This is a genomic window from Brevibacillus humidisoli (assembly GCF_020923435.1).
Lineage (GTDB): Bacteria > Bacillota > Bacilli > Brevibacillales > Brevibacillaceae > Brevibacillus_E > Brevibacillus_E humidisoli.
In genome coordinates this window covers 4,530,850-4,555,000 of record NZ_CP087263.1, presented here as the reverse complement: position 1 = coordinate 4,555,000, position 24,151 = coordinate 4,530,850, and the positions used below count along the sequence as shown (strand labels likewise).

At 51.7% G+C, this 24,151-nt stretch carries 42 protein-coding genes (1 of these 42 cut by a window edge); 2 read left to right on the top strand and 40 right to left on the bottom strand.

The features are described 5' to 3' along the window. On the top strand, nt 1-294 hold the final stretch of the coding sequence (pdaB, locus tag LOK74_RS22245; RefSeq protein ID WP_230044192.1) for a polysaccharide deacetylase family sporulation protein PdaB. The gene continues 474 nt to the left of window position 1, outside the view; the window shows 294 of its 768 coding nt (coding positions 475-768); its start codon lies beyond the left edge, outside the window; the stop codon is at nt 292-294. Nucleotides 295-329: 35 nt separating this feature from the next. Here pdaB and LOK74_RS22240 read toward each other — a convergent pair whose 3' ends face one another. Next, nucleotides 330-914, bottom strand: a complete 585-nt coding sequence (locus LOK74_RS22240; protein WP_230044191.1) for a KinB-signaling pathway activation protein — start codon at nt 912-914, stop codon at nt 330-332. A 121-nt stretch (nt 915-1,035) separates the two neighbouring features. On the opposite strand from LOK74_RS22240, the gene gerD reads away from it, so the two are divergent. Then, nucleotides 1,036-1,671: a spore germination lipoprotein GerD gene (gerD, locus tag LOK74_RS22235; RefSeq protein WP_230044190.1), complete on the top strand. Its 636-nt coding sequence runs from the start codon at nt 1,036-1,038 to the stop codon at nt 1,669-1,671. Nucleotides 1,672-1,729: 58 nt separating this feature from the next. Here the strand turns inward: gerD and LOK74_RS22230 are convergent, their stop codons facing one another. From LOK74_RS22230 to rpsJ, 39 genes are all read right to left on the bottom strand, one after another. Then, nucleotides 1,730-2,380 (bottom strand): metalloregulator ArsR/SmtB family transcription factor, encoded by a 651-nt coding sequence (locus LOK74_RS22230; protein ID WP_230044189.1) that lies wholly within the window; start codon nt 2,378-2,380, stop codon nt 1,730-1,732. 115 nt (nt 2,381-2,495) lie between these two features. Further along, complete coding sequence (locus tag LOK74_RS22225; protein ID WP_230044187.1) at nt 2,496-3,593, bottom strand: Mrp/NBP35 family ATP-binding protein; 1,098 nt, start codon at nt 3,591-3,593, stop codon at nt 2,496-2,498. 140 nt (nt 3,594-3,733) lie between these two features. Beyond that, on the bottom strand, nt 3,734-4,474 hold the full coding sequence (cwlD, locus tag LOK74_RS22220; RefSeq protein WP_230044183.1) for an N-acetylmuramoyl-L-alanine amidase CwlD: 741 nt from the start codon (nt 4,472-4,474) through the stop codon (nt 3,734-3,736). A gap of 134 nt (nt 4,475-4,608) precedes the next feature. Continuing rightward, nucleotides 4,609-5,001 carry a 30S ribosomal protein S9 gene (rpsI, locus tag LOK74_RS22215; protein ID WP_230044181.1) on the bottom strand — a complete coding sequence of 131 codons (393 nt, stop codon included), beginning with the start codon at nt 4,999-5,001 and terminating at the stop codon, nt 4,609-4,611. Nucleotides 5,002-5,024: 23 nt separating this feature from the next. Further along, entirely contained in the window at nt 5,025-5,462 is a 438-nt protein-coding gene (rplM, locus tag LOK74_RS22210; RefSeq protein WP_230044177.1) for a 50S ribosomal protein L13, read from the bottom strand. Between the two features lie 192 nt (nt 5,463-5,654). After that, nucleotides 5,655-6,389, bottom strand: a complete 735-nt coding sequence (truA, locus tag LOK74_RS22205; protein WP_230044175.1) for a tRNA pseudouridine(38-40) synthase TruA — start codon at nt 6,387-6,389, stop codon at nt 5,655-5,657. Then, complete coding sequence (locus LOK74_RS22200; RefSeq protein WP_230047098.1) at nt 6,386-7,183, bottom strand: energy-coupling factor transporter transmembrane component T family protein; 798 nt, start codon at nt 7,181-7,183, stop codon at nt 6,386-6,388. The genes truA and LOK74_RS22200 overlap by 4 nt, the downstream gene beginning before the upstream one ends. A gap of 2 nt (nt 7,184-7,185) precedes the next feature. Further along, nucleotides 7,186-8,064 (bottom strand): energy-coupling factor transporter ATPase, encoded by an 879-nt coding sequence (locus tag LOK74_RS22195; RefSeq protein ID WP_230044173.1) that lies wholly within the window; start codon nt 8,062-8,064, stop codon nt 7,186-7,188. Continuing rightward, complete coding sequence (locus LOK74_RS22190) at nt 8,040-8,894, bottom strand: energy-coupling factor transporter ATPase (RefSeq protein WP_230044172.1); 855 nt, start codon at nt 8,892-8,894, stop codon at nt 8,040-8,042. The genes LOK74_RS22195 and LOK74_RS22190 overlap by 25 nt, the downstream gene beginning before the upstream one ends. A 181-nt stretch (nt 8,895-9,075) precedes the next feature. Further along, complete coding sequence (gene rplQ / locus LOK74_RS22185; protein ID WP_230044170.1) at nt 9,076-9,438, bottom strand: 50S ribosomal protein L17; 363 nt, start codon at nt 9,436-9,438, stop codon at nt 9,076-9,078. Between the two features lie 236 nt (nt 9,439-9,674). Further along, nucleotides 9,675-10,619 carry a DNA-directed RNA polymerase subunit alpha gene (locus LOK74_RS22180; protein WP_230044165.1) on the bottom strand — a complete coding sequence of 315 codons (945 nt, stop codon included), beginning with the start codon at nt 10,617-10,619 and terminating at the stop codon, nt 9,675-9,677. A gap of 158 nt (nt 10,620-10,777) precedes the next feature. Next, nucleotides 10,778-11,179 (bottom strand): 30S ribosomal protein S11, encoded by a 402-nt coding sequence (gene rpsK / locus LOK74_RS22175; protein WP_230044164.1) that lies wholly within the window; start codon nt 11,177-11,179, stop codon nt 10,778-10,780. Between the two features lie 16 nt (nt 11,180-11,195). Continuing rightward, a complete protein-coding gene (rpsM, locus tag LOK74_RS22170) occupies nt 11,196-11,564 on the bottom strand; it encodes a 30S ribosomal protein S13 (protein WP_230044163.1) in 369 nt (122 codons plus the stop codon). Between the two features lie 22 nt (nt 11,565-11,586). Further along, nucleotides 11,587-11,700: a 50S ribosomal protein L36 gene (rpmJ, locus tag LOK74_RS22165; protein WP_003333770.1), complete on the bottom strand. Its 114-nt coding sequence runs from the start codon at nt 11,698-11,700 to the stop codon at nt 11,587-11,589. 71 nt (nt 11,701-11,771) lie between these two features. Next, nucleotides 11,772-11,990, bottom strand: a complete 219-nt coding sequence (gene infA / locus LOK74_RS22160; RefSeq protein ID WP_230044162.1) for a translation initiation factor IF-1 — start codon at nt 11,988-11,990, stop codon at nt 11,772-11,774. A gap of 46 nt (nt 11,991-12,036) precedes the next feature. Continuing rightward, the gene (gene map, locus LOK74_RS22155) at nt 12,037-12,783 is read right to left on the bottom strand and encodes a type I methionyl aminopeptidase (RefSeq protein WP_230044161.1); all 747 of its coding nucleotides are present in this window, start codon (nt 12,781-12,783) and stop codon (nt 12,037-12,039) included. A gap of 6 nt (nt 12,784-12,789) precedes the next feature. After that, entirely contained in the window at nt 12,790-13,434 is a 645-nt protein-coding gene (locus LOK74_RS22150) for an adenylate kinase (protein ID WP_230044153.1), read from the bottom strand. A 34-nt stretch (nt 13,435-13,468) separates the two neighbouring features. Next, nucleotides 13,469-14,770 (bottom strand): preprotein translocase subunit SecY, encoded by a 1,302-nt coding sequence (gene secY, locus LOK74_RS22145; protein WP_230044151.1) that lies wholly within the window; start codon nt 14,768-14,770, stop codon nt 13,469-13,471. Further along, nucleotides 14,770-15,210, bottom strand: a complete 441-nt coding sequence (rplO, locus tag LOK74_RS22140; RefSeq protein ID WP_230044149.1) for a 50S ribosomal protein L15 — start codon at nt 15,208-15,210, stop codon at nt 14,770-14,772. The genes secY and rplO overlap by 1 nt, the downstream gene beginning before the upstream one ends. A 32-nt stretch (nt 15,211-15,242) precedes the next feature. After that, nucleotides 15,243-15,428, bottom strand: a complete 186-nt coding sequence (gene rpmD / locus LOK74_RS22135) for a 50S ribosomal protein L30 (protein WP_230044147.1) — start codon at nt 15,426-15,428, stop codon at nt 15,243-15,245. Nucleotides 15,429-15,443: 15 nt separating this feature from the next. Next, nucleotides 15,444-15,941, bottom strand: coding sequence for a 30S ribosomal protein S5 (rpsE, locus tag LOK74_RS22130; RefSeq protein WP_230044145.1), 498 nt, complete (start codon nt 15,939-15,941; stop codon nt 15,444-15,446). A gap of 39 nt (nt 15,942-15,980) precedes the next feature. After that, complete coding sequence (rplR, locus tag LOK74_RS22125) at nt 15,981-16,343, bottom strand: 50S ribosomal protein L18 (protein WP_230044143.1); 363 nt, start codon at nt 16,341-16,343, stop codon at nt 15,981-15,983. Nucleotides 16,344-16,376: 33 nt separating this feature from the next. Further along, nucleotides 16,377-16,913, bottom strand: coding sequence for a 50S ribosomal protein L6 (rplF, locus tag LOK74_RS22120; RefSeq protein ID WP_230044141.1), 537 nt, complete (start codon nt 16,911-16,913; stop codon nt 16,377-16,379). 30 nt (nt 16,914-16,943) lie between these two features. Further along, complete coding sequence (gene rpsH, locus LOK74_RS22115; RefSeq protein ID WP_230044139.1) at nt 16,944-17,342, bottom strand: 30S ribosomal protein S8; 399 nt, start codon at nt 17,340-17,342, stop codon at nt 16,944-16,946. Nucleotides 17,343-17,369: 27 nt separating this feature from the next. Next, nucleotides 17,370-17,555 carry a type Z 30S ribosomal protein S14 gene (locus LOK74_RS22110; protein ID WP_019123526.1) on the bottom strand — a complete coding sequence of 62 codons (186 nt, stop codon included), beginning with the start codon at nt 17,553-17,555 and terminating at the stop codon, nt 17,370-17,372. Between the two features lie 24 nt (nt 17,556-17,579). Beyond that, on the bottom strand, nt 17,580-18,122 hold the full coding sequence (rplE, locus tag LOK74_RS22105; protein ID WP_230044137.1) for a 50S ribosomal protein L5: 543 nt from the start codon (nt 18,120-18,122) through the stop codon (nt 17,580-17,582). Between the two features lie 26 nt (nt 18,123-18,148). After that, complete coding sequence (gene rplX, locus LOK74_RS22100) at nt 18,149-18,463, bottom strand: 50S ribosomal protein L24 (RefSeq protein ID WP_230044136.1); 315 nt, start codon at nt 18,461-18,463, stop codon at nt 18,149-18,151. 49 nt (nt 18,464-18,512) lie between these two features. Beyond that, the gene (gene rplN, locus LOK74_RS22095; RefSeq protein ID WP_230044134.1) at nt 18,513-18,881 is read right to left on the bottom strand and encodes a 50S ribosomal protein L14; all 369 of its coding nucleotides are present in this window, start codon (nt 18,879-18,881) and stop codon (nt 18,513-18,515) included. Nucleotides 18,882-18,920: 39 nt separating this feature from the next. Continuing rightward, complete coding sequence (gene rpsQ / locus LOK74_RS22090) at nt 18,921-19,187, bottom strand: 30S ribosomal protein S17 (protein WP_230044132.1); 267 nt, start codon at nt 19,185-19,187, stop codon at nt 18,921-18,923. Nucleotides 19,188-19,208: 21 nt separating this feature from the next. Beyond that, a complete protein-coding gene (gene rpmC, locus LOK74_RS22085) occupies nt 19,209-19,406 on the bottom strand; it encodes a 50S ribosomal protein L29 (RefSeq protein ID WP_230044130.1) in 198 nt (65 codons plus the stop codon). Beyond that, the gene (gene rplP / locus LOK74_RS22080; RefSeq protein WP_230044128.1) at nt 19,396-19,830 is read right to left on the bottom strand and encodes a 50S ribosomal protein L16; all 435 of its coding nucleotides are present in this window, start codon (nt 19,828-19,830) and stop codon (nt 19,396-19,398) included. The genes rpmC and rplP overlap by 11 nt, the downstream gene beginning before the upstream one ends. 2 nt (nt 19,831-19,832) lie before the next feature. Further along, the gene (rpsC, locus tag LOK74_RS22075; protein WP_230044126.1) at nt 19,833-20,495 is read right to left on the bottom strand and encodes a 30S ribosomal protein S3; all 663 of its coding nucleotides are present in this window, start codon (nt 20,493-20,495) and stop codon (nt 19,833-19,835) included. Between the two features lie 12 nt (nt 20,496-20,507). After that, nucleotides 20,508-20,840 carry a 50S ribosomal protein L22 gene (rplV, locus tag LOK74_RS22070; RefSeq protein ID WP_230044124.1) on the bottom strand — a complete coding sequence of 111 codons (333 nt, stop codon included), beginning with the start codon at nt 20,838-20,840 and terminating at the stop codon, nt 20,508-20,510. Between the two features lie 29 nt (nt 20,841-20,869). Continuing rightward, nucleotides 20,870-21,151 (bottom strand): 30S ribosomal protein S19, encoded by a 282-nt coding sequence (gene rpsS / locus LOK74_RS22065; protein ID WP_230044122.1) that lies wholly within the window; start codon nt 21,149-21,151, stop codon nt 20,870-20,872. A 50-nt stretch (nt 21,152-21,201) separates the two neighbouring features. Further along, nucleotides 21,202-22,035 (bottom strand): 50S ribosomal protein L2, encoded by an 834-nt coding sequence (rplB, locus tag LOK74_RS22060; RefSeq protein ID WP_230044120.1) that lies wholly within the window; start codon nt 22,033-22,035, stop codon nt 21,202-21,204. A gap of 33 nt (nt 22,036-22,068) precedes the next feature. Further along, a complete protein-coding gene (gene rplW, locus LOK74_RS22055) occupies nt 22,069-22,359 on the bottom strand; it encodes a 50S ribosomal protein L23 (RefSeq protein ID WP_230044110.1) in 291 nt (96 codons plus the stop codon). Continuing rightward, complete coding sequence (gene rplD / locus LOK74_RS22050) at nt 22,359-22,982, bottom strand: 50S ribosomal protein L4 (protein ID WP_230044109.1); 624 nt, start codon at nt 22,980-22,982, stop codon at nt 22,359-22,361. Before rplD ends, rplW begins: the two co-directional genes overlap by 1 nt. A gap of 17 nt (nt 22,983-22,999) precedes the next feature. Continuing rightward, on the bottom strand, nt 23,000-23,629 hold the full coding sequence (gene rplC, locus LOK74_RS22045; protein ID WP_230044108.1) for a 50S ribosomal protein L3: 630 nt from the start codon (nt 23,627-23,629) through the stop codon (nt 23,000-23,002). A gap of 146 nt (nt 23,630-23,775) precedes the next feature. Continuing rightward, complete coding sequence (gene rpsJ / locus LOK74_RS22040; protein WP_003333796.1) at nt 23,776-24,084, bottom strand: 30S ribosomal protein S10; 309 nt, start codon at nt 24,082-24,084, stop codon at nt 23,776-23,778. Nucleotides 24,085-24,151: the final 67 nt, after the last annotated feature.

The window sequence follows — 24,151 nt, the reverse complement described above, 5'->3', positions numbered from 1 at the left end:
GGGGATTACGATAAACGAGTGCTGGAGATCGCCAACGACATGGGTTATACCGTGATCCAGTGGGATACTGATTCCAAGGACTGGCTAAACCCCGGTGTTGATCAAATCGTCAAAAACGTTGTTTCCAATGCTCACCCTGGCGATATCATCCTAATGCACGCAAGTGATTCGTGCAAACAGACCCATTTGGCACTGCCAACCATTATTGACCAACTGCGCTCACAGGGCTATGAGTTTGTCACCGTTTCCCAACTGATCGCCGGCTCCCAGGTGAAGCTACAGGAAGTAAATTAAACAAAAACAAGAAAACCAGGCTGATCCACCCGGGATCAGCTTGATTTATTGGTGAGTCGATGCAGGTGCATCACCTGCCAGATGTTACAAAACAGCAGAGGAACAATCATAAACAGGGCAGAACTCATGTTGTTTTGGCGTAGCCCCGGTACCCATTCGATCACCGTAACGACAAACAGAAAAAAAATCGTTGGAATCCAGGCATTTGGATTGGTCAATCGAACTTTGGCATAAGCTGCGATCACAGCAATTGCCAGCAGTATGAGGGGTTCCATCACAAATGGCCAGATGGGCCCTCCCTGTCCGAAAGCGCTGTATCGCAAGTAAACCATGTCAAATGCCGTGAACAGGATCAGTCCTATCTGGATCACTTTCCACAGCGTGGCGTTCTTGAGAAAACTAATCACCAGGTAATTGAGCGTCATATAAGCAAAAAAGCCCATCTCCGCCAATACGGCAATTGTCAGCCCAACCAAAAGATTGACCAATGTGCCAACAATAAAGTTGCCCACAGAACCCCCTAGCTGTTCCCAGGCCACGAGAAACCCAGCCAATACGCCACCCACACCGCCAACCAGGAGTGTAGTGCCCAGCAGCCAGCCATAATTGCGCAGATTCATCTTTTTTCCCTCCCATTGCATCGCTTATGATTGTACCAACACGTGCAAGAAAATACTAGCGTAAGAACGATGCAAGCTGTGCACGTTATAAGTAGTTAGGGGAAAGGAGGGTATCCATCCCATGGGCAAACTGTGCAACTGCTTCTGGCTCATACTTATGATTGCCACGGGACTGTTCGTGACCAGTTGCGGAGGACAGTCACAGCAGCAAGCGGCTCAACCTGATTATAAATCGATGAAAACGATGGTTATCGATATCCTGCAGACCGAGGATGCCCAAAAAACGGTTGCGGACATGATGAAGGATGAAAAGTTTAAACAAAGCCTGGTATTGGACACGGAGACCATGCGTACCACATTGATCCAGAGCATCAGCAAACCAGACAACCCACAAATAAAAGAGGCGTTTAAAGATCCCAAGTTTGCCAGCACGCTGGCGAAATCGATGAAGGAAGAAAACAAGAAGTTGATGAAGGATCTAATGAAGGATCCAGAGTATCAGAAAATGATGATGGACATGATGAAGGATCCGGAATTCGAAAAGCAGTTGCTCGAGCTAATGAAAAGCTCTGCCTACCGCAAACAAACGATGCAAATCATGAAGGAATCGCTGCAAAGTCCTATGTTTCAAGAGGATATGATGAAGCTGATGACCAAAGCCACTGAGGACATGATGAAGCCCAAAGAGAAGGGTAAGAAAGGCGGCGGCCAGGGCGGTGGTGGTGGTCAAGGCGGTGGTGGTGGTGGCAGTGAATAGTCGCATGACCAAAAGAAAAGGTGAACCCTTGCACGGTCCACCTTTCTTTTACCGGCGGCTATTCTGCCGACCTCCAAAGTTCTCTGGGATTTAGCGTGTAGATGCCATTTGCACGGTACATGATCTGGTTCATGATGAACTCCCGGCGCAAGGTGGCGTAGTCCTCATGGAACTGTTTGAGATACTCGCTAATTTCCTTTTCGCTATACGCGCGCCCCATCTCCAAACCGGCGGCCAGTCTCTCCAGCATCAACATGCGTTTTTTCCATTGAGCAGGAATCTGCTTCAACCTGCCGTCTTCTGTAAAAAACGGCGCAATGATCCGTTCCTTTTCCATCTCTTTTCCCACCTCTTCGAAGGAGTCGCTCGCTGCTCCCCCGCCGGTCTGCTCGGTTCGTCCGCGCCATACCTCCCACTCCTGCAATACCTCTCGCTCATCAGGGAGTACGGTTTGGACAATACCGGCGGCCAGCCTGCTCAGTTCACGGGGGAGAAGAAAAAACGTAATCGTATTTTTATCTCGTTTTTCTTTGATCAAGCCCGCTTTTTTCAGCTTCTGCGTATGATGAGTGATTGTGGCTGGTGTGATGCCTAGTCGTTCGGCCAGCTCACTGCCACTCATCGGTTTGTTGGCGAGCAGCGATAAGATGCGGATGCGGTTTACATCGGCCACGGCTTTATGAAAGTTAACCAGTATGTCAATCTGCATGGAGGGCACCCTCTCCGCGATTTGATTTCTATCTAATTAGAAAAGTATCAAATTAGCGAACCGTTGTCAAGCAAACAACCAACCCTCCGGAAGGGTTGGTTGTTGGATGCTCCATTTAAGAAGCATTCACTCCTGTTTTCTCCACGACACGTTGAGCCAGTTCTGTATAGAGCTTGCCGATTGAACTGTCAGCTTTGTACACAGACGGACTGTACTCTGGTTCCGCCGGATGATTTTCCGGCTGCCCCAACGGGATTTGAGCCAGAAGCTCACAGGCCAACTGTTCCGCCAGTTTGGCCCCGCCTCCTCGTCCGAACAGGTACTCCTTGGTGCCATCCTTGGCCTCATACCATGCCATGTTCTCCACGACACCCAGGATTTCATGGTTGGTCCGGATGGCCATCGCACCTGCCCGTGCTGCCACAAACGCTGCGGTCGCATGAGGAGTCGTCACCACAATCTCTTTACTCTGCGGGATCATGGTATGAACGTCTAATGCCATATCACCCGTCCCTGGAGGCAGGTCCAGGATCAGGTAGTCCAATTCGCCCCAGTGGACTTCACTGAAGAAATTGCGCAGCATCTTGCCGAGCATCGGCCCACGCCAGATGATGGGAGAATTATCTTCCACAAAGAATCCCATGGACATCACTTTTACCCCAAACTTTTCGACAGGCAGGATCAGTTCCCCAATCACCGTTGGCCGTTGCACGATGTTCATCATGTCAGGCACACTAAAACCATAGATATCTGCATCGATAATGCCTACTTTTTTACCCATACGAGCGAGTGCCACCGCAAGATTTACCGTCACAGTCGACTTCCCGACACCGCCTTTGCCGGACGTGACAGCAATAAAGGTAGTTTTTGAAGCCTCAGCCAGGATGGCGTTCAGCGGTTGGGCTTGTCCAGGAGGCTGATTTGGCGCGTGTCCGCTCCGCAGCTGGGCGCTTAGTGCCGCCCGCTCTTCATCGGTCATCGAGCCAAAACGGATCTCCACATCCTCCGCTCCCAACGCTTTGATCGCGTTGATCACATCTTCTTCAATCTTTGCTTTCAGCGGACAGCCGACAATGGTCAAAATCACATCCAGACGTACGCGGTTACCCTCAATCTTGATGTTGCGGATCATGTTCAGTTCGACCAGGCTGCGGTTGATCTCCGGGTCATGAACGTCACGCAATGCCTCCAATACCTGCTCTTTCGTGATCATTTCGACACCCCTTTATGTAAGGTTCCAATCTGCCACTCGTTTCATCCGCGTTCATTATAGCATACCAGCCTAAAGACTCACAGACTGTTGAAAGCGCTTGTTGCGACAGAGTGCAGTTCGCCGCCACCTCCTCATCCGGATCAGTCTGTTGACTGAAGAGAAGAGTTGGCGGAAGATGGCACTTTTTCGCCTGCAAAATGCCGCAGAATCCCTTGATAAACAGCATTAGCCATCGCCTTTTGATACGCTTCTGATTTTAGCTTGCTCGCCTCCTCGGGATTGGACAGGAAGCCGACTTCCACAAGGACGGACGGGCACTGCACCTCCCGGATCAAGAAGACATCGTCTGTCTTCTTCGGCAGGCGGTCGGTATTTTCCAGCACTCGTCGGATCTCATCCTGGATCAAGTATGCCATATCGCCGCTTTCTTTGTACGCGGGATAATAAAACGTTTGAGCCCCCGACCATTTGGGAGACGGAATCGAGTTGAGATGAATACTGATCAAAAAATCAGGTGCATGTTCATTGACAAACTTGACGCGATTGCGGATATCTTCCGATTTTCGCTTACCCATGCGTTCCGCCTCAGGCGAAGCGAGGTCCTTATCCTCTTCCCTGGTCATCACGACAAAGGCGCCCGACTGTTGAAGAAAGTCACGCAAATAGAGACTGATAGACAGAGTTGCATCTTTCTCCGTCACCTGTCCGTCTTTGCTGACAGCACCACCGTCTTTTCCACCGTGCCCTGGATCAATTGCGATCACTGTGCCGGCCAACGGCAGCGTCCAGGTCGTCCATGAGGAGTTCTCCGGTACCTTGTAGGTAAAGAGGATGATCAAGAGAAAAAAGGCAAACAGCCATCCGACCGCTTTTTTCATCACCTAAGTCCGCCCCTTTGTCCCAGTGTCTTTCACATCTTATGGGATTGTAGGACAAATTATGACAGTTGAAGGGCACACGGAAAAACCCCCTGCCTCCGATAGAGACAAGGGGTTGAGCAAAACCAAAGCACGTTTTAGCGTTTGGAGAATTGCGGTGCACGGCGAGCTGCTTTGAGACCGTACTTTTTCCGCTCTTTCATACGAGGGTCGCGCGTGAGGAACCCAGCGCGCTTTAACGCACCGCGCAGTTCCGGATCTGCTTTGAGCAGAGCGCGGGCAACCCCGTGACGAATTGCACCAGCTTGACCGCTGATGCCGCCACCAGCTACATTTACCAAAACATCGTAACGTCCAACCGTTTCCGTGAGAACGAGCGGTTGTTTTACGATCAGCTTCAACGTTTCCAAACCAAAGTAGTTATCCATGTCACGCTTGTTAATGAGAATACGGCCTTCGCCGGGTACCAAGCGAACACGGGCTACGGAGTGCTTGCGACGGCCTGTGCCGTAGTATTGAACTTGTGCCACGAATCTTTTCCTCCCTTGCTAGATTAGCCGCGAATTTCCCATACTTCGGGTTTTTGCGCCTGATGCGGATGCTCTGTGCCTGCATATACTTTCAACTTGGTAAACATTTGACGACCCAAGCTGTTTTTCGGCAGCATCCCTTTTACCGCCAGTTCGAACATCCGCTCCGGACGGTTTTTCAACATGTCGCCAGCGGCTGTAGCTTTCAAACCACCTGGGTATTGGGAGTGGCGATAGTACATTTTATCAGAGAGCTTTTTACCTGTCAGCTTCACTTTATCTGCGTTGAGCACGATGACGAAATCACCGGTATCAACATGAGGCGTGAATTCCGGCTTATGCTTGCCGCGCAGAATGGTAGCTACTTCACTTGCCAAGCGACCGAGCGTTTGACCTGCTGCGTCTACGATGTACCATTTACGCTCAACTTCCAGCGGCTTAGCCATATATGTGGTACGCATGAATGTCCCTCCTAATCGTCTTGCCAAAACTCAGTTGCTCGTTTGAACAACGTAGCCTTGTGTATCCATATGCAAACGTACATGAACTGTTTTTCAATCCCGGGGCTAGAGTGGGGCTAGCGGGGTATGAAAATACCAATAGATATCGTACTATACTGGGAAAGCAGAGTCAAGGGGAAACTTGACAAACTGTCAGTAAATCACTTCCCACATCGTCAGTCCCTTGGCCGGTGCCGTTTTGCCTGACCTCTCGCGATCACAGGCAGCGAGCACGGCCGGAATCGTATCGGGATCTCGTTTGTGCTGCCCTACTTCGACCAGCGTGCCGACGATGATGCGGACCATGTTGTACAAGAAGCCGTTTCCTCTGCATATGAACCAGATCAGCGAGCCCTCCTGCTCTATATCAAGCCGATAAATCGTACGGACCTTGTCTTCGACAAAGGTCTTGGCAGAACAAAACGAGGTGAAGTCGTGTTCTCCGACAAGATAGTGGGCTGCTTGCCTCATTTTGGCCAGGTCAAGAGGCTGGCGAATGTGATCGGCATAGCGATGGAAAAATACATCAGGAACCGGTCGGTTGTCGATGCAGTAGCGGTATTCCTTCTGCTTGACGTCAAATCGAGCATGAAAGTTAGCTGGTGCCTGCTCTACCTGACGGATAACGATGGATTCAGGCAGTTGGTTATTGAGGATGTACGCCCATTTCTCCAAGGGGATCGTGCTGGCCGTGTCTACGTGAAACACTTGTCCGCGCGCATGCACACCTGCATCTGTGCGGCCAGAGCCGACAATCTGCAGCGTCTCCCCGGTGATCCGTGTGAGTGCCTGCTCAATCTCTCCCTGGACCGTGACTTGGTCAGGCTGGACCTGAAAACCGCTATAGTCGGTTCCATCGTAGGCAACCGTTACCTTTAACCGGATCATTCCCGCCACCACCCCAACAGTCCGGCGAGTACGAATGTGACCGCCACCAGCAGACCGTCCCGCCAGGTAAAGTGCAATTGTTTACGCCTGGTGCGCCCGACTCCTCCTCGGTAGCCTCGCGCTTCCATGGCCAAAGCCAGCTCTTCCGCCCGCCGAAACGCACTGATAAACAGCGGTACGACGATGGGGACCAGATTACGTGCCCGTTTCAGCAGATTGCCGCTCTCAAAATCAGCTCCCCGTGAGGATTGCGCCTTGATGATTTTGTCCGTCTCCTCCAACAGGGTAGGAATAAACCGCAAAGCGATCGATAGCATAAGTGCGATTTCGTGAACCGGAACGTTTACCTTTTTGAACGGGGCCAGCAATCGTTCCATCCCCTCGGTTAGATCGAGAGGGGATGTAGTAAGCGTCAGCAGAGAGCTGATCAAAACAAGTAAAGCCAGTCGAATCGCCATGAACATAGCCTGGCGAACACCTGTTTCTTCTATCGTCAGCCATCCCCACTGATAGTAGACAGCTCCCCCTTTGGTGGTCAGCAGATGGATCAGAGCGGTAAACAAAACAAGAAACCAGACCGGTTTCAACCCCCGCAGCAAATAGCCAGGAGAGATGCGGCCAACAAATGTTCCGACCGCCATAAAACCTAACAGCAAGACGTATGTGGGCCAATTGTTCGCCATAAAAACGAGAAATGCAAATACAAACACGAATACCACTTTGCTGCGCGGGTCAAGCCGGTGCAGCAGGGAGTCGCCAGGTACGTACTGCCCAATCACAAAATTTTGCAGCACACTCATGAGGACTCCCCCTTTACTCCTGCCAGCCGCTCCAGCAGAGCAGCCGTTACCGCCTCTTCTCGATACAGGTGATAAGGGAGTTGGTGTTCAGCGGGAAGCCGTTCGTTCAGTTTGCGAATCAGTGAGACGGTCTCTGGCACATCGAGCGCAAGCTGACGCAGCCGCTCTCCCTGCTCAAACACTTCTTCCGGTGCCCCCTGCATAACGATTTGGCCGGCAGCCATGACAATCAGTTTGTCGGCATAGCGGGCCACTTCCTCCATACTGTGGGTTACCAAAATAGTCGTCATCTTCTGTTCTTTGTGGATGCGGTAAATCCCCTCGAGAATTTCTCTGCGGCCAGCAGGGTCGAGCCCTGCCGTAGGTTCATCCAGCACCAGGACTTGCGGCTGCATGGCCAACACACCCGCTATGGCCACCCGCCTCATCTGACCGCCGCTCAGCTGAAAGGGAGAACGATCTTTCCACTCTTCAAAGGGGAGACCAACTAGCTCTAGTGCTTCGCGAGCCCGAATCAGTGCCATCTCTTCTGGCAAGCCTAGATTACGGGGGCCAAAAGCCACATCCTTCAGCACCGTCTCTTCAAACAACTGGTGTTCCGGATACTGAAAGACCAGTCCGACCCGTTTGCGTACCTCATGGGTATGCTTGGTCTCTGGCGTAATTCTGCTGTCTCCTATGTGGATCACACCTGCAGACGGTTTCAAGAGGCCGTTTAGGTGCTGGATTAAAGTGGACTTGCCCGATCCAGTCTGGCCAATGATCCCTGCATAGGTACCAGTCGCAATACTTAGTGTGATATCGGTCAGCGCTACTTTTTCAAAAGGAGTTCCCTTGCCGTAGACATAGCTCACATTTTCAAAAGCAATCTGCATAGTTCCTCCACCAACTCGTCCTGATGCAGTACATGGGACACGCTTACTCCATGTCGAGCCAACTCATGCCGCAGCCGTACGGGATACGGCACCTCCAGTCCGATCTCACGCAACCGGACAGGGTCAGCAAATACCTCTGCAGGAGTGCCGTCAGCGTATACCTGTCCCTGATGCATGACGATCACCCGTTCGGTATCAACCGTTTCCTCAGGAAAGTGGGTAATATTGATCATCGTGATTCCTTCTTCCCGATGGAGGCGGTGAGCGAGGGAGATCACTTCCCGTCTACCCTTTGGATCCAGCATAGCCGTTGCCTCGTCAAAGATGATCACGGAGGGACGCATCGCGATGACACCAGCGATCGCGACCCGCTGCTTCTGCCCTCCTGAGAGGCGATGAGGCTGTTCGGTCGCATATGCCTCCATCTGGACTGATCGCAGTGCTTCATCGATTCGTGCCTCCATCTCGCCCGGCTCCACCCCTAGGTTCTCCAATCCGAACGCGACATCGTCTTCTACTGTGGGGGCCACAATCTGGTTATCAGGATTCTGAAACACCATCCCGACCTGACGACGAATCTCCCAAAGCATCTCTTCCTGACTCGTATCTACTCCGCAGACGATCAGCACTCCTTCGCTCGGCAAGAGTAAGACATTAAGAAGCCGGGCCAATGTCGACTTGCCGGAACCGTTTGGGCCGATAATCGACACGAAAGAGCCCTGCCGGATGGCGAGATTCAACTGATTCAAGATGGGCGGATTGTCCGCTTGCTGTCCCTCTCCATAGCGAAACGACAACTGCTTTGCCACTATTGCACCCGTCTGGTTCATCTGGTCCTCACATCCTTGTCGCTGGAAACACCTTCGCTCCGCTGCCAATACCGATGGATACTCTCTGAAAAAAAGAAAAAAGGGCATGAATCGAGCCAACGACCAGACTCTGCCCTCACCCTAATGTCATCAAAACAGCCGTGCATCTCTCGCACGTCATTGCTTATACCGTTACAACGAACTATTCAACGAGTTCCAAATACGCCATTGGTGCAGCGTCGCCACGGCGAGGACCAACTTTCAGGATACGGGTATATCCGCCGTTCCGCTCAGCAAAACGAGGTGCGATCTCGTCAAACAACTTTTGCACCGCGTCACGTCCTTCTTCCGTCGCCACTTCTTTACGAACGAAAGCAGCCACCTGACGACGAGCGTGCAGGTCACCACGTTTGGCCAGCGTAATCATTTTTTCTGCGATCGAGCGCAGTTCTTTTGCTTTGGACTCAGTTGTTTCAATACGCTCGTTGATGATCAGATCCGTCACCAAGTCACGGAACAGCGCCTTGCGAGCGGACGTTCTGCGACCTAATTTCCGGTAAGCCATGTCTCCAACCTCCTTCGCTGGTGATTCCTACGTCGAGTAAACTTCTTTGCTAGAACCAGATCCGCGTGCCCCGAAGGGGTGCTTCGCTGGTGATTCCTACGTCGAGTAAGCTTCCTCGCTAGAACCAGATCCACGTGCCCCGAAGGGGTGCTTCGCTGGTGATTCCTACGTCGAGTAAGCTTCCTCGCTAGAACCAGATCCGCGTGCCCCGAAGGGTACATCTTCTGGCCAATTCCCTAGTCGTCGTTGCGCAGAGAAAGTCCGAGCTCGGCCAGTTTTTCTTGCACTTCTTCCAAAGACTTGCGGCCCAGATTGCGAACTTTCATCATGTCTTCTTCCGACTTTTGGGTCAACTCTTGAACCGTGTTGATGCCGGCACGCTTCAAGCAGTTGTAGGAGCGAACAGAAAGATCCAGCTCTTCGATCGTCATCTCGAGAACCTTTTCTTTCTTATCCTCTTCTTTTTCCACCATGATCTCGGCATCTTTCGCTTCGTCGGTTAGCCCGACAAATAGATTGAGATGCTCCGTCATGATTTTAGCTCCTAGACTTACTGCCTCTTCTGGACTGATACTGCCGTTCGTCCAGATTTCCAAGGTCAGTTTGTCGTAGTTGGTCATTTGCCCGACACGAGTGTTTTCTACTTGATAGTTCACCCGTTTGATCGGGGTATAAATCGAGTCAATCGGAATCACACCGATCGGCTGCTCTTCCGTTTTATTGCCGTCCGCTTGAACATACCCACGTCCGCGACCGGCTGTCATGCGAATATGCAGACGACCGCCGCTTGCCAATGTAGCAATGTGCAGATCCGGGTTTAAGATCTCCACATCACTATCAGCTCGAATATCCCCCGCCTTGACAACTCCTTCTCCTTCTGCGTCAATCTCCAGTACCTTCTCTTCATCAGAGTGGATCTTCAGTGCAAGACCCTTGATGTTGAGAATCAGTTCGGTTACGTCTTCGACGACTCCCTCTACCGTGGAGAATTCATGCAGCACACCATCGATCTGTACGGAGGTAACGGCAGCGCCCGGCAGTGAGGATAGGAGTATACGTCTGAGCGAATTGCCAAGGGTTGTACCGTAACCACGCTCAAGGGGTTCAACGACGAATTTTCCGTACCCGTTATCGTCGCTAACTTCCACAACCTCGATTCTCGGTTTTTCTATTTCTATCATTAAACAAACCCTCCTTCAAAACGTCGAAATTCCCGATGGGCCTGCATCCAGCCCACCCGTGGAATTTCTTTCGGCGGTTTACCGTTGCGTGCATGTCAAGCCGATTAAGCAGAAACTACCATTCTAGTATGGACATGTTCTGGACTTTGTAAACCCGGCTACACGCGGCGACGTTTTGGTGGACGGCACCCGTTGTGCGGGATTGGGGTAACATCTTTAATCATGTTAACTTCCAAACCAGCCGCTTGCAGAGAGCGAATGGCCGCTTCACGACCAGCACCCGGTCCTTTTACAAGCACTTCGCAGGAGCGCATCCCGTGCTCCATGGCCGTCTTGGCTGCGGATTCCGCTGCCATTTGCGCTGCAAACGGCGTGCTCTTACGGGAACCTCTGAAACCGAGGGCACCAGCACTGGACCAAGAGATTGCGTTGCCGTGCGGGTCAGTAATGGTAACAATCGTGTTGTTAAACGTAGAGCGGATGTGAGCCACACCAACTTCCACATTCTTACGATCACGACGACGGGTACGTGTTGCAGTCGCTTGTTTTCTTTTTGCCATGTCAGTTTACCCTCCTTTACTTTTTCTTGTTCGCTACCGTACGACGAGGACCCTTGCGCGTACGTGCATTTGTTTTCGTCCGTTGACCGCGAACCGGCAGTCCGCGACGATGGCGAATACCACGATAGCAGCCGATTTCCATCAACCGCTTGATGTTCAGGGAAACCTCACGGCGAAGATCCCCTTCCACTTTCACGTTCTTGTCAATATACTCGCGGAGCTTGCTAACTTCGTCTTCCGTCAGATCGCGAACGCGAGTGTCCGGATTTACACCGGTAGCGGCAATAATACGTTGGGACGTGGAACGACCGATCCCAAAAATGTAGGTCAGAGCGATTTCCACGCGCTTTTCGCGAGGCAAGTCAACGCCTGCAATACGTGCCATGCTGCATCAGCACCTCCTTGGTTTATCCTTGTTTTTGCTTGTGCTTCGGATTCTCACAAATAACCATTACGTTCCCTTTGCGACGAATGACTTTGCATTTTTCGCAAATCGGCTTCACCGAAGGTCTCACTTTCATGGTTTTTGCCTCCCTTTTGAGGGGTAATGGTGAAAAACGCACGTGCATTTTTCACAGAATGAATTCTGCCGTTATTTATAGCGATACGTAATTCTACCGCGGGTCAAATCGTATGGGGATAGTTCAACGGTCACCCGATCCCCAGGCAAAATGCGGATGAAGTGCATGCGAATCTTGCCTGATACGTGAGCCAGCACTTTGTGCCCATTCTCCAGTTCCACCCGGAACATCGCATTCGGCAGCGGCTCGATCACCGTTCCTTCTACTTCGATGACATCATCTTTGGGCATTGATTCCTCTCCTTTCCAGTGTGTTCAGTCTTACCATGTGTTTCTCCTACGGCTTTGTCAAGATCTCATATCCATCTTCCGTTATCGCGATGGTGTGTTCGTAATGCGCACACTTCTTACCGTCGACCGTCACAACCGTCCAATTGTCCTCCAGCGTGCGGACATAACGTTCGCCGGCATTTACCATCGGCTCGATCGCCAGCACCATTCCTGGTTTCAGCCGCGGGCCTCTGCCCGGTGGTCCGTAATTGGGAATCTGCGGGTCCTCGTGCAATTCGCGCCCTACGCCGTGCCCCACATATTCGCGAACGATCGTGAAGCCTTGTGCCTCGGCGTGTATTTGCACAGCGTGAGAGATGTCGGAAAGACGCACCCCGGGAGCTGCCTGCTCCAACCCCTGGTACAGCGACTCTTCTGTTACTCTCATCAACAGGCGATCTTCTTCGGATATCGTGCCGACTGCGTACGTCCAAGCGGAGTCTCCATGGTACCCTTGAAACTGGGCACCCACATCAATGCTAATGATGTCTCCTTCTTGCAACGTCCGCTTGCCTGGAATTCCATGTACGAGTTCCTCGTTGACTGAAGCACAGATACTGCCTGGAAAGCCACCATAGCCTTTAAAAGAAGGAATCGCTCCTTTACTGCGAATGAATGTCTCAGCCAGTTCATCCAGCTCTTTTGTGGTAACACCCGGTTTAATCGCCTTTGCCAGCTCCTGATGTGTCAAGGCAACGATGCGCCCGGCTTCACGCATAATTCCAAGTTCCGCTGCGGATTTGAGGATAATCATTCGCGCCTACCCTCGCAAGATCGAGGCTATTTCCGCAAACACGTCCTGAATATCCTGTTCACCGTTTACGTTGCGTAACAGCCCTAGTTGATTATAGTAGTCGATAAGGGGTTGAGCCTGCTTGATGTTTACGTCAAGACGCTGGGTCACCACTTCTGATTTATCATCGTCTCGCTGGTACAGTTTACCGCCATCCTTGTCGCATACCCCGGCCACTTTGGGTGGGTTAAACAGCGTGTGGTAACTGGTTCCGCAAACGGGGCAGATCCACCTTCCAGTCAGCCGTTCAATCAGCAGATCCCGACTCACCTGGATGTTAATCACGTGATCGATACTTTGACCCATCTCTTTCAATGTTTCGGTCAGAGCTTCGGCCTGCGGCACAGTTCGCGGAAATCCATCCAGTAGAAACCCTTGTTTACAATCATCATTGCCTAGGCGTTCCCGCACAATACCTATGGTTACTTCGTCGGGAACCAGCAGCCCTTTATCCATGTAGGACTTGGCCCCCAGCCCCAGTTTGGTCTCCTCTTTGACGGCGGCGCGAAACATATCTCCGGTCGAGATGTGCGGGATGTTGAACTCGCTTTTAATCCGATCCGCCTGCGTACCTTTTCCTGCGCCTGGCAGTCCCATCAGTATGATATTCACGTTATTCCCTCCATCCTTCCGTGATCAAACCGTCTTACTTGATAAATCCTTTGTAATGACGTTTGATCATCTGGCTTTCGATCTGCTTCATCGTATCCAGTGAAACCCCGATTACGATCAGAAGGGATGTACCCCCGATGTAGATCGACTGTGGCAAATCAGCCAACGCACTGAAGAAAAACGGCAGAATCGAGATGATGGTCAGGAATAGCGCACCAGCCAGAGTGAGACGGTTGAGTGTACGAGTGATGTACACCTCAGTAGCTTTGCCAGGGCGTATGCCCGGAATATATCCGCCGTTTTTACGCATGTTTTCCGCCATTTGAACAGGGTTGATCTGCACAAATGTGTAGAAGTAGGTAAACCCGATGATCAAGATAGCGTACAGTGTCATGCCGAGCGGTGAGTTGACCTGGAAGTGCTGGTAGATCCAGTTGGCCACACCTTCACCCGTATTATCTGCCCAGAAGCTTGCAACGGTCGCTGGGAAGATAACCAGCGAGATTGCAAAGATGACGGGTATGACTCCAGCAGAGTTAACCTTCAACGGAATGTGCGTGGACTGTCCGCCGTACATTTTGCGGCCAACCACTCGTTTTGCATATTGAACAGGGATCTTGCGAATCGCCTGTTGGATGTAGATCACTCCAACGATTAGTGCCACGATCACCAGCAAGATCAGAACCAACTTCACAATGGTGAAGAAGAGCTGATCGCCTGCGTTTGCAAACTGAGTCGTTGCAATCGTGGTTACACCGCCGGGGATCGCAGCCACAATCCCTGCCATGATCAGGATGGAAATCCCGTTTCCAATCCCTCTTTCCGTGATCTGTTCGCCAAGCCACATCAGAAATGCGGTACCTGCCGTCAAGGTCAGGGCGATCAACGCATAACTGCCGACTGACGTGTCTGTTAACAGACCTGGGTACATCCGATTAAAGCCGATCGTCATCCCGATCGATTGGATCAGACCCAAGATAATCGTTCCATAGCGCGTGACTTGGGCGATCTTGCGCCGACCCACTTCTCCTTCACGTGCCCACTGCGTAAACTTTGGAACTACATCCATCGAGAGAAGCTGCATGATAATCGATGCCGTGATGTACGGCATGATTCCCATCGCAAAAATGGAGAAGTTGGCTAACGCTCCTCCCGAAAAAGTATTCAACAGACCGAGAAAGTTGTTGTTGGCACCTGCTTCCTTCAGCAGATCAACGTTTACGTTGGGAACAGGAACAAAACTTCCAATTCGGAAGACGACCAGCATCAAAAGGGTAAAAATGACCTTCCGACGCAAGTCGCCTATCTTAAAGATGTTGGAGAGACTCCCTAACATTAGATCACCTCGGCTGTTCCACCGACTTGAGCGATCTTCTCGGCAGCCGAAGCAGAGAACTTATGAGCTTTCACGGTCAGCTTCACATTCAATTCGCCATTGGCCAGGACTTTCACGCCATCGCGCAGTGCACTGATCACGCCCGTTTGTTTCAGCAGTTCGGGAGTAACAACAGTCCCCTCTTCAAAACGGTTGAGCGCATCCAGACTGACAATCGCGTATTCTTTGCGATTGATATTGGTGAAGCCGCGCTTTGGCAAACGACGGTACAGTGGGTTTTGACCACCCTCGAAACCAGGACGTACGCCACCGCCGGAACGTGCTTTCTGACCTTTATGCCCTCTACCTGCGGTTTTCCCTGTGCCGCTACCAATACCGCGGCCAACACGCTTGCGGGTGTGACGGGAACCCTCTGCTGGCTTCAGTTCATGCAATTTCATGCGTCGCACCTCCTAACAGACAGATTCAGGATTTATGCCTCGACTTCTTTTACTTCGACCAAGTGTTTTACTTTAAAGATCATCCCGCGCATGGCAGGATTGTCTTCTTTCACAACAGTATGGTTCAGTTTGCGAAGACCGAGGGCTTTCGCCGTTTCCCGCTGGTCGGCAGGACGGCCAATCAGACTACGTTTGAGGGTGATTTGCAGCTTTGCCATGTCTCATTCCCTCCCTTATCCTAACAGTTCTTCGACCGTTTTGCCACGCAGTTTGGCGACATCATCAGCCGTTTTCAGGCGTTTCAGCCCTTCCAGCGTAGCGTTGACCATGTTGATCGGGTTGTTGGAACCCAGCGATTTGCTCAAAACATCGCCCACACCGGCCAACTCAAGTACGGCACGGACCGGACCACCTGCGATAACACCGGTACCTTCAGAAGCCGGTTTGATCAGTACGCGGCCGGAACCGAAGTGACAGAGCACCTCATGTGGGATCGTCGTTCCCTTAAGTGGTACACGAACCAAGTTTTTCTTCGCGTCATCAATAGCTTTCCGGATCGCATCAGGAACCTCCTGTGCTTTCCCCATACCAGCGCCTACATGGCCGTTGCGGTCACCGACAACAACCAGTGCACTGAAGCTGAAGCGACGGCCACCTTTAACCACTTTGGCAACGCGGTTAACGGCGACGACTTTCTCTTCCAGCTCTAATTTGCTAGCGTCGATACGCATTCCTTACCCTCCTTGTTTACAGGCAATCAGTCTCGTTGCTTAGAATTGCAGGCCAGCCTCACGAGCAGCTTCTGCCAGAGCTTTGACACGTCCGTGATAGAGGTACCCACCACGGTCAAATACGACTTCCGTATATCCCTTTTCCTGTGCGCGTTTTGCAATCAAGCTGCCTACTGCAGCAGCAGCGTCAACATTACTGCCGCTCTCCAGTCCCAGTTCCTTATCAAGTGAAGATGCGCTTACCAGCGTGCTGCCGGATGCATCATCAATCAACTGAGCGTAGATGTGTTTCGAAGAACGGAATACGTTCAAACGCGGGCGCACTGCTGTTCCAGTCAGGCGTTTGCGAATGCGCAGTTGACGTTTTTTCCGTGCTTTGTTTTTATCGGCTTTCGTAAACATTACGCGGCCTCCCTTCTCATGGAACTAACCAGCTTACTTACCTTTTTTGCCTTCTTTGCGGCGAATTACTTCGTCGCTATACTTAATCCCTTTGCCTTTGTACGGCTCTGGTTTGCGGATTGCGCGAATCTCTGCGGCCACTTGACCAACGCGCTCCTTGTTGATTCCTTTTACGACAAGCGTCGTTTGGTTCGGCACCTCGATTTCGATTCCCTCTTCCGGTGAGATCTCTACCGGGTGGGAGAACCCGAGCGAAAGGGTAACACCTTTACCCGACTTCGCCGCACGGTAACCGACACCAACCAGTTCCAGCGTACGGGTAAAGCCATCGGAAACACCAGTTACCATATTGGCAATCAGTGCGCGAGTCGTTCCGTGCAGCGAACGATGCTGCTTGTTGTCACTTGGACGCTCAACAACGATCTCGTTTTCACTGATGTTCACTTTGATATCGGGATGAAAGTTGCGTACGAGAGTACCCTTAGGGCCCTTTACCGTCATTTCCGTACCGTTCATGCTGACGGTAACGCCTGCAGGGATCGCTATCGGTTTTTTACCGACACGAGACATGTCTTGCACCTCCTGTGCGTAAATCGTTAATTACCAGACGTATGCGAGAACCTCTCCGCCTACGTGAGCTTGACGGGCTTGTTTGTCAGTCATTACACCGGATGATGTGGACAGAATCGCCACACCAAGTCCACCCAGCACACGCGGGATTTGTTCGGTAGAAGCGTACACGCGAAGTCCAGGCTTGCTGATGCGTTTCAGGCCGGTAATGACACGTTCATTGTCAGGACCGTACTTGAGGAACAGGCGGATAATCCCCTGCTTGTTATCTTCAATGAACTCCGCATCGCGGATGAAACCTTCTTCTTTCAAGATGCGAGCGATCTCTTTTTTCAGCTTGGATGCAGGAATCTCCACTTTCTCGTGGCGAACCATGTTTGCGTTGCGGATACGGGTCAGCATATCTGCAACTGGATCAGTCATAACCATGTCAGAAAAACCTCCTTCCCGTCTAAATTACCAGCTGGCTTTCTTCACGCCAGGGATTTGACCTTTGTAGGCCAATTCACGGAAGCAAATACGGCACAGTTTGAATTTGCGCAGCACCGAGTGCGGACGGCCGCAGCGTTCGCAGCGGGTATACGCACGAACAGCAAATTTCGGTTTGCGCTGCTGCTTGACGATCATCGATTTTTTGGCCACATGTTTCCCTCCTTACGATAGGGTTTATTTCCGGAATGGCATACCCATTTGCGACAACAATTCACGCGCTTCTTCATCCGTTTTCGCGGAGGTCACGATGACGACGTCCATACCGCGAACTTTATCGATCTTGTCGTACTCGATTTCGGGGAAGATCAGCTGTTCTTTCAACCCGAGCGTGTAGTTTCCGCGTCCGTCGAACGCTTTCGGGGAAATACCGCGGAAGTCACGTACGCGCGGCAGGGATACATTCATTAGCTTGTCGAGGAAGTGGTACATACGCTCACCGCGCAGCGTCACTTTCGCCCCGATCGCCATCCCTTCACGCAGTTTGAAACCGGCGATCGATTTCTTTGCGCGTGTTACAACCGGCTTTTGACCGGAGATGATTTGCAGGTCCTCTACAGCAGAGTCAAGGGCTTTGGCGTTGCCGACCGCTTCGCCAACCCCCATGTTAATCACGATCTTCTCTACTTTCGGTACCTGCATGATCGAGCTATAGTTAAACTTCGCCATCAGGCTTGGAACGATCTCGTTCAAGTACTTTTCTTTTAATCTTGCTGCCATCTAAGACAACCTCCCTTCCGACCTGACTACTTGTCGATTACTTCGCCAGATTTTTTTGCAACCCGTACTTTTTTACCGTTGTCCAATACCTTGTACCCAATGCGGGTAGGTTGGCCGGACTTTGGATCAATCAACGAAACGTTGGATACGTGAATGGCAGCTTCCTGCGTAACAATTCCGCCCTGCGGGTTGGCTTGGGACGGCCGGGTATGCTTCTTCACCAGGTTGATCCCTTCTACCAACACCCGCTCTTGTTTCGGATAGGCAGCCAGTACACGACCCTTTTTGCCCTTGTCTTTGCCCGCAATCACGATAACGGTATCGCCTTTCTTCACGTGCATCGTTTGGTGCACCTCCTATCGAACGAACTGCATGACATGTTGAAGCGGATTACAGAACCTCTGGAGCGAGGGAAATGATCTTCATGAAATCTTTCTCGCGAAGTTCGCGTGCTACCGGTCCAAAAATACGCGTACCGCGAGGAGATTTGTCGTCGCGGATAATCACCGCTGCGTTTTCATCAAAGCGGATGTACGATCCGTCGTTGCGGCGGACACCACGCTTGCTGCGTACGATAACCGCCCGCACTACCTGACCTTTCTTGACAACGCCTCCGGGTGTAGCGGATTTTACCGAACATACGATAACGTCCCCGATGTTAGCCGTCTTGCGGCCGGAACCACCCAGTACTTTGATGCACATCAGTTCTTTTGCGCCGGAGTTGTCAGCAACAGCCAGCCTGCTTTGCGTTTGAATCATCTCAAGGTCCCTCCTTTCGGATTTGCTCCGAACGTTACGTTATACAATAACAGCTTCTTGGACGATCCGAACAAGGCGGAAACGTTTGTCGCGGGAGAGCGGGCGAGTCTCCATGATCTCTACGATATCGCCTGTCTTTGCCTTGTTGTTCTCGTCGTGAGCCTTGAACTTCTTCGAGTATTTCACACGCTTGGCGTACAGCGGGTGCTTTTTATAGGTCTCAACCAACACTACGATGGTTTTGTCCATCTTGTCAGATACCACGCGTCCTACCATGGTTCTGCGCTGATTGCGTTCTGCCGTCATCAATCAAACCTCCTTCCCTTTTTAACCGATTCCCAATTCACGTTGGCGCAAGATGGTTTTCGCACGGGCAATGTCCTTGCGCACTTGCTTGATACGAGACGTATTTTCCAGTTGACCGGTCGCCAATTGGAAGCGAAGGTTGAACAGTTCTTCTTTCAGCGAGTTGATGCTGCGTTCGATCTCGGCAGTGGTCAGATTGCGTAGTTCATTAGCCTTCATGTGCGTCACCACCTAACTCTTCACGCTTCACAAACTTACACTTGATCGGCAGTTTGTGCATAGCGAGGCGCATTGCTTCACGAGCTACTTCTTCTGGTACACCGGCAAGTTCAAACATGATCTTGCCTGGCTTTACTACAGCCACCCAGTGCTCAGGAGAACCTTTACCGGAACCCATCCGTACTTCCAATGGCTTTTGGGTAACCGGTTTGTCAGGGAAAATTTTGATCCATACTTTACCACCGCGGCGGATGTAACGAGTCATCGCAATACGGGCCGCCTCGATTTGACGGTTGGTTACCCAAGAGGGCTCGAGTGCTTGCAAACCGTATTCACCAAACGCAATCGTGGTTCCACCTTTGGCGTTACCGCTCATGCGACCGCGATGCTGCTTGCGGTGTTTCACGCGTTTCGGCATCAACATGATTACTTGCCTCCTTCCTCATTGGCAACGTTCTTTTTCGTAGGAAGCACTTCACCACGGTAGATCCATACTTTCACACCGATGCGTCCGTACGTGGTGTGCGCTTCAGCCGTGCCGTAGTCGATATCCGCACGAAGGGTATGAAGAGGCACCGTACCCTCGCTGTAACCTTCGGAACGGGCGATATCGGCTCCGCCCAGACGTCCGCTAACCAGTGTCTTGATTCCTTTCGCACCTGAACGCATGGTACGAGCAATCGTCTGCTTCTGCGCACGGCGGAATGAAATCCGGTTTTCCAGCTGGCGAGCGATATTTTCAGCTACAAGCGTAGCGTCCAGATCAGGTTTCTTCACTTCGCTGATATTGATGTGAACCCGTTTGCCGGTCAGATCGTTGAGGGCTTTGCGCAGCGTTTCGACTTCGGCTCCACCCTTCCCGATAACCATACCGGGCTTCGCTGTGTGAATCGTTACATTTACACGGTTAGCCGCGCGCTCGATTTCGATCGTGGAGACGGCAGCGTCTTTCAGACGGTCTTTGATATATTTGCGGATGCGAAGGTCTTCATGCAACAGAGCGGCAAAATCCTTATCGGCGTACCATTTGGATTCCCAGTCGCGGATAATGCCAACCCGAAGACCAACCGGACTTACCTTTTGACCCACACTATTCCCTCCTTATTTCTCGTTCAGTACCACTGTGATGTGGCTGGTCCGTTTGTTAATGCGGCTTGCACGTCCCATGGCGCGAGGACGGAAACGCTTGAGCGTTGGACCTTGGTCAACGAATACTTTTCCTACAACGAGGTTGTTGGGATCCATCTCGTAGTTGTGTTCTGCGTTGGCTATAGCCGACATCAGAAGTTTTTCCACTACCGGGGAAGCCGCTTTTGGCGTGTGCTTCAAGATCGCCAGCGCTTCGCCCACTTCCTTTCCTCTGATCAGGTCCACGACGAGGCGGACTTTACGAGGAGCAATGCGAATATAGCGAGCAACTGCTTTTGCTTCCATCAGTTGTACCTCCTCTCTATGAAGAGAAATTAACGCTTCCTGGATTTTTTGTCGTTGTCGACGTGCCCCTTGAAGGTACGAGTCGGTGCGAACTCTCCCAGTTTGTGGCCTACCATATCTTCGGAGACATAAACCGGGACATGTTTGCGACCATCGTATACGGCGAACGTGTGGCCAACGAATTCAGGGAAAATCGTAGAGCGGCGAGACCAGGTTTTTACCACGCGCTTCTCGTTCTTCTCGTTCAACTCCACCACTTTTTTCATCAAGTGGTCATCCACGAAAGGTCCTTTTTTCAAGCTGCGACCCATAAGTGAACCTCCCTTCGCTTTTAAGCGTTCGGTTATTCTATCAGCTTACCTTACTTCTTCTTACGGCGACGAACAATGTACTTGTCGGACTTGTTGTTTTTCTTGCGAGTCTTAAGACCGAGCGTCGGTTTGCCCCAAGGCGTAACCGGTGCTTTGCGTCCGATCGGAGCGCGACCTTCCCCACCACCGTGCGGGTGATCGTTCGGGTTCATGACGCTACCGCGAACAGTCGGCCGTTTGCCCAGCCAGCGGGAGCGGCCTGCTTTACCGATGTTGATCAGTTCGTGGTCGAGGTTGCCCACCTGTCCAACCGTAGCACGGCACTCGCTGTGAATGCGGCGGATCTCTCCAGAACCGAGACGAACAATCACGAACTCACCGTCACGACCGAGCAGTTGTGCTTCGGCACCAGCGGCACGAGCCAGCTGTCCGCCTTTGCCAGGCTTCAGTTCGATGTTGTGAATGGTCGTACCAACCGGAATGTTTTCCAGCGGCAGAGCGTTCCCAGTCTTGATATCGGCGTCCGGTCCGGAGATGATCGTGTCGCCTACTTTCAGTCCCAGTGGCGCCAGGATGTAGCGCTTTTCACCATCTGCGTAGTTGATCAGCGCAATGTTTGCGGAACGGTTCGGATCGTATTCGATCGAAGCGACGCGACCAGGAATGCCGTCCTTGTTGCGTTTGAAATCGATCACGCGATATTTCCGCTTGTGACCGCCACCTTGATGACGAACGGTAATTTTACCTTGGTTGTTGCGGCCTGCTTTTTTGGAAAGCGGGGCTAATAGAGATTTCTCCGGAGTGGAGGTAGTGATCTCTTCAAAGGTAGAAACCGTCATTTGGCGACGACCAGGAGAAGTCGGTTTAAATTTTTTGATTCCCATTTTTTATTCCCTCCTTATCGATAGTCGTCGAGATTACACGCCTTCGTAGAATTCCAGCTCTTTGCTGTCAGCCGTCAGCTTGACAATCGCTTTTTTCCACTCGGAGGTGTATCCGGCATATTTCCCGTAGCGTTTTGGCTTCGCAGGCATGCGAATCGTGTTCACTGCCGCTACCTTCACGCCAAAGATTTTTTCAACCGCTTGCTTGATCTCGGTTTTGTTCGCTTTCATCGGAACTTCAAACACGTACTTTTTCTCTGCCATCATATCGGTGGTGCGCTCCGTAATGATAGGGCGCTTGATGATATCGTACAGGCTCTTCATTAGGCGAGCACCTCCTCTACTTTAGCAACCGCATCTTTCGTTACGATCACCTTGTCGTGAGCGACCAAATCGAGAACATTAATGCCGGCAGCATCGATGAACTTTACTCCCGGGATGTTGCGGGAAGAAAGAGCTACGTTTTGATCAAACTCGGATGTTACGATCAGTGCTTTGCGATCTGCTTTCAGGTTGCTCAGTACGCCTGCCATCTCCTTGGTCTTCGGAGCAGAGAGGCTCAGTTCTTCCAGTACCAGCAGTTCGTTGTTTTGCACCTTGGTGGACAGTGCCGATTTCAGCGCCAGACGACGCACTTTACGGTTCAGTTTGTAACCGTATTTGCGCGGAGTCGGGCCAAAAACTACACCGCCGCCTTTCCATTGCGGAGCACGGATCGAACCTTGACGGGCACGACCTGTACCTTTTTGGCGCCACGGCTTGCGGCCGCCGCCACGTACTTCCGAACGATTTTTTACGTCGTGGGTGCCTTGGCGTTGGGACGCCTGCTGCATCACGATCGCATCATAAAGCACAGCTTGGTTGGGCTCGATACCGAATACGCTGTCCGCCAGTTCGATTTCTCCCACCTGTGCGCCTGTTTGATTGTAAAGAGCTACTTTTGGCATGTCAGTTCCTCCTTTCCTTACTTGTTCTTGACTGCCGAACGAACAACCACGTAGCTGTTTTTCGGACCAGGCACGGAACCTTTAACCAGAATCAGATTGCGGTCAGCGTCCACTTTGACGACTTCCAGGTTTTGAATCGTCACGTTGTCGCCACCCATTTGTCCTGGCAGCGTCTGACCTTTAAACACGCGGTTCGGAGCGATCGCACCGAGCGAACCAGGACCACGATGGTAACGGGAACCGTGAGCCATCGGTCCACGAGCTTGGTTGTGACGCTTGATCGCACCCTGGAACCCTTTCCCCTTGGTCACACCTGCCACGTCAACAACGTCTCCTGCGGCAAAAATATCAGCTTTTAACTCCTGACCTACCTCGTACTCACCGAGGTTTACTCCGCTAATCTCGCGGACGAAGCGCTTAGGTGCCGTGTTGGCTTTCGCTGCATGCCCCTTCTCAGGCTTGTTTGCGCGGTGTTCTTTCTTGTCCTCATAGCCGATCTGAATCGCTTCATAACCGTCGTTGTCCTGATCCTTCTTCTGCAGAACCACGCAAGGACCAGCTTCAATCACAGTTACAGCGATCGCGGTACCGTTCGGACCGAACACTTGGGTCATGCCCAGTTTCTTCCCTAAGATTCCTTTGGTCATTTGTGCCACCTCCTGTACTTGTTTCGTTTTTCTTCGCACTACGAATGACCACTCTCACTATGCTTAAATCCGTTCCCGAGCTGCGCCGGGACCGCATTGTTGGCCTAGCTTCAAGACAACGCTCGCGCGTGTGTCGCGTTTTGTTCTTACAACTTGATCTCGATATCCACACCAGACGGCAGGTCAAGGCGCATCAGTGCGTCAACCGTTTGCGGCGTCGGATTCAGAATGTCGATCAAGCGTTTATGTGTACGCATTTCGAACTGTTCACGAGAATCCTTGTACTTATGCACAGCACGCAGAATCGTGTACACTGCCTTTTCCGTAGGAAGCGGAATCGGTCCAGATACGTTGGCACCGGAACGTTTCGCTGTTTCTACGATTTTCTCAGCAGACTGATCGAGGATTTTGTGATCGTACGCCTTCAAACGGATACGAATCTTTTGTTTTGCCATTTGAGTCCCTCCTTTTTCGCCCATTTTATGAACGGACATTTCTCCGTGGAAATATCCCGCACCCCAG

Coding starts and splice junctions, on each gene's coding strand:
- rplQ (WP_230044170.1), bottom strand. CDS start 9,438: ATGGCTTACCGGAAATTAGGTCGCAGAACGTCCGCTCGCAAGGCGCTG.
- rpmD (WP_230044147.1), bottom strand. CDS start 15,428: ATGGCAAAGCTGCAAATCACCCTCAAACGTAGTCTGATTGGCCGTCCT.
- rpmC (WP_230044130.1), bottom strand. CDS start 19,406: ATGAAGGCTAATGAACTACGCAATCTGACCACTGCCGAGATCGAACGC.
- rpmJ (WP_003333770.1), bottom strand. CDS start 11,700: ATGAAAGTGAGACCTTCGGTGAAGCCGATTTGCGAAAAATGCAAAGTC.
- rpsM (WP_230044163.1), bottom strand. CDS start 11,564: ATGGCACGTATTGCAGGCGTTGACTTGCCTCGCGAAAAGCGCGTGGAA.
- rplO (WP_230044149.1), bottom strand. CDS start 15,210: ATGAAATTGCATGAACTGAAGCCAGCAGAGGGTTCCCGTCACACCCGC.
- rplF (WP_230044141.1), bottom strand. CDS start 16,913: ATGTCTCGTGTCGGTAAAAAACCGATAGCGATCCCTGCAGGCGTTACC.
- LOK74_RS22190 (WP_230044172.1), bottom strand. CDS start 8,894: ATGAACCAGACGGGTGCAATAGTGGCAAAGCAGTTGTCGTTTCGCTAT.
- rplE (WP_230044137.1), bottom strand. CDS start 18,122: ATGGCAGCAAGATTAAAAGAAAAGTACTTGAACGAGATCGTTCCAAGC.
- rpsH (WP_230044139.1), bottom strand. CDS start 17,342: ATGGTTATGACTGATCCAGTTGCAGATATGCTGACCCGTATCCGCAAC.
- gerD (WP_230044190.1), top strand. CDS start 1,036: ATGGGCAAACTGTGCAACTGCTTCTGGCTCATACTTATGATTGCCACG.
- LOK74_RS22230 (WP_230044189.1), bottom strand. CDS start 2,380: ATGCAGATTGACATACTGGTTAACTTTCATAAAGCCGTGGCCGATGTA.
- rplC (WP_230044108.1), bottom strand. CDS start 23,629: ATGACCAAAGGAATCTTAGGGAAGAAACTGGGCATGACCCAAGTGTTC.
- rplR (WP_230044143.1), bottom strand. CDS start 16,343: ATGTTTACGAAAGCCGATAAAAACAAAGCACGGAAAAAACGTCAACTG.
- rplN (WP_230044134.1), bottom strand. CDS start 18,881: ATGATTCAAACGCAAAGCAGGCTGGCTGTTGCTGACAACTCCGGCGCA.
- rplV (WP_230044124.1), bottom strand. CDS start 20,840: ATGGAAGCAAAAGCAGTTGCTCGCTATATTCGCATTGCTCCTCGTAAA.
- LOK74_RS22225 (WP_230044187.1), bottom strand. CDS start 3,593: ATGATCACGAAAGAGCAGGTATTGGAGGCATTGCGTGACGTTCATGAC.
- rpsK (WP_230044164.1), bottom strand. CDS start 11,179: ATGGCAAAAAGAAAACAAGCGACTGCAACACGTACCCGTCGTCGTGAT.
- LOK74_RS22195 (WP_230044173.1), bottom strand. CDS start 8,064: ATGCAGATTGCTTTTGAAAATGTGAGCTATGTCTACGGCAAGGGAACT.
- rpsJ (WP_003333796.1), bottom strand. CDS start 24,084: ATGGCAAAACAAAAGATTCGTATCCGTTTGAAGGCGTACGATCACAAA.
- rplB (WP_230044120.1), bottom strand. CDS start 22,035: ATGGGAATCAAAAAATTTAAACCGACTTCTCCTGGTCGTCGCCAAATG.
- infA (WP_230044162.1), bottom strand. CDS start 11,990: ATGCCCAAAGATGATGTCATCGAAGTAGAAGGAACGGTGATCGAGCCG.
- rplX (WP_230044136.1), bottom strand. CDS start 18,463: ATGCACGTGAAGAAAGGCGATACCGTTATCGTGATTGCGGGCAAAGAC.
- secY (WP_230044151.1), bottom strand. CDS start 14,770: ATGTTAGGGAGTCTCTCCAACATCTTTAAGATAGGCGACTTGCGTCGG.
- rplP (WP_230044128.1), bottom strand. CDS start 19,830: ATGTTGATGCCGAAACGCGTGAAACACCGCAAGCAGCATCGCGGTCGC.
- rplD (WP_230044109.1), bottom strand. CDS start 22,982: ATGCCAAAAGTAGCTCTTTACAATCAAACAGGCGCACAGGTGGGAGAA.
- LOK74_RS22180 (WP_230044165.1), bottom strand. CDS start 10,619: ATGATAGAAATAGAAAAACCGAGAATCGAGGTTGTGGAAGTTAGCGAC.
- LOK74_RS22240 (WP_230044191.1), bottom strand. CDS start 914: ATGAATCTGCGCAATTATGGCTGGCTGCTGGGCACTACACTCCTGGTT.
- rpsE (WP_230044145.1), bottom strand. CDS start 15,941: ATGCGTATCGACGCTAGCAAATTAGAGCTGGAAGAGAAAGTCGTCGCC.
- rplW (WP_230044110.1), bottom strand. CDS start 22,359: ATGAAGAGCCTGTACGATATCATCAAGCGCCCTATCATTACGGAGCGC.
- rpsS (WP_230044122.1), bottom strand. CDS start 21,151: ATGGGTCGCAGCTTGAAAAAAGGACCTTTCGTGGATGACCACTTGATG.
- rpsQ (WP_230044132.1), bottom strand. CDS start 19,187: ATGACGGCAGAACGCAATCAGCGCAGAACCATGGTAGGACGCGTGGTA.
- map (WP_230044161.1), bottom strand. CDS start 12,783: ATGATTATCCTCAAATCCGCAGCGGAACTTGGAATTATGCGTGAAGCC.
- rplM (WP_230044177.1), bottom strand. CDS start 5,462: ATGCGTACCACATATATGGCTAAGCCGCTGGAAGTTGAGCGTAAATGG.
- truA (WP_230044175.1), bottom strand. CDS start 6,389: ATGATCCGGTTAAAGGTAACGGTTGCCTACGATGGAACCGACTATAGC.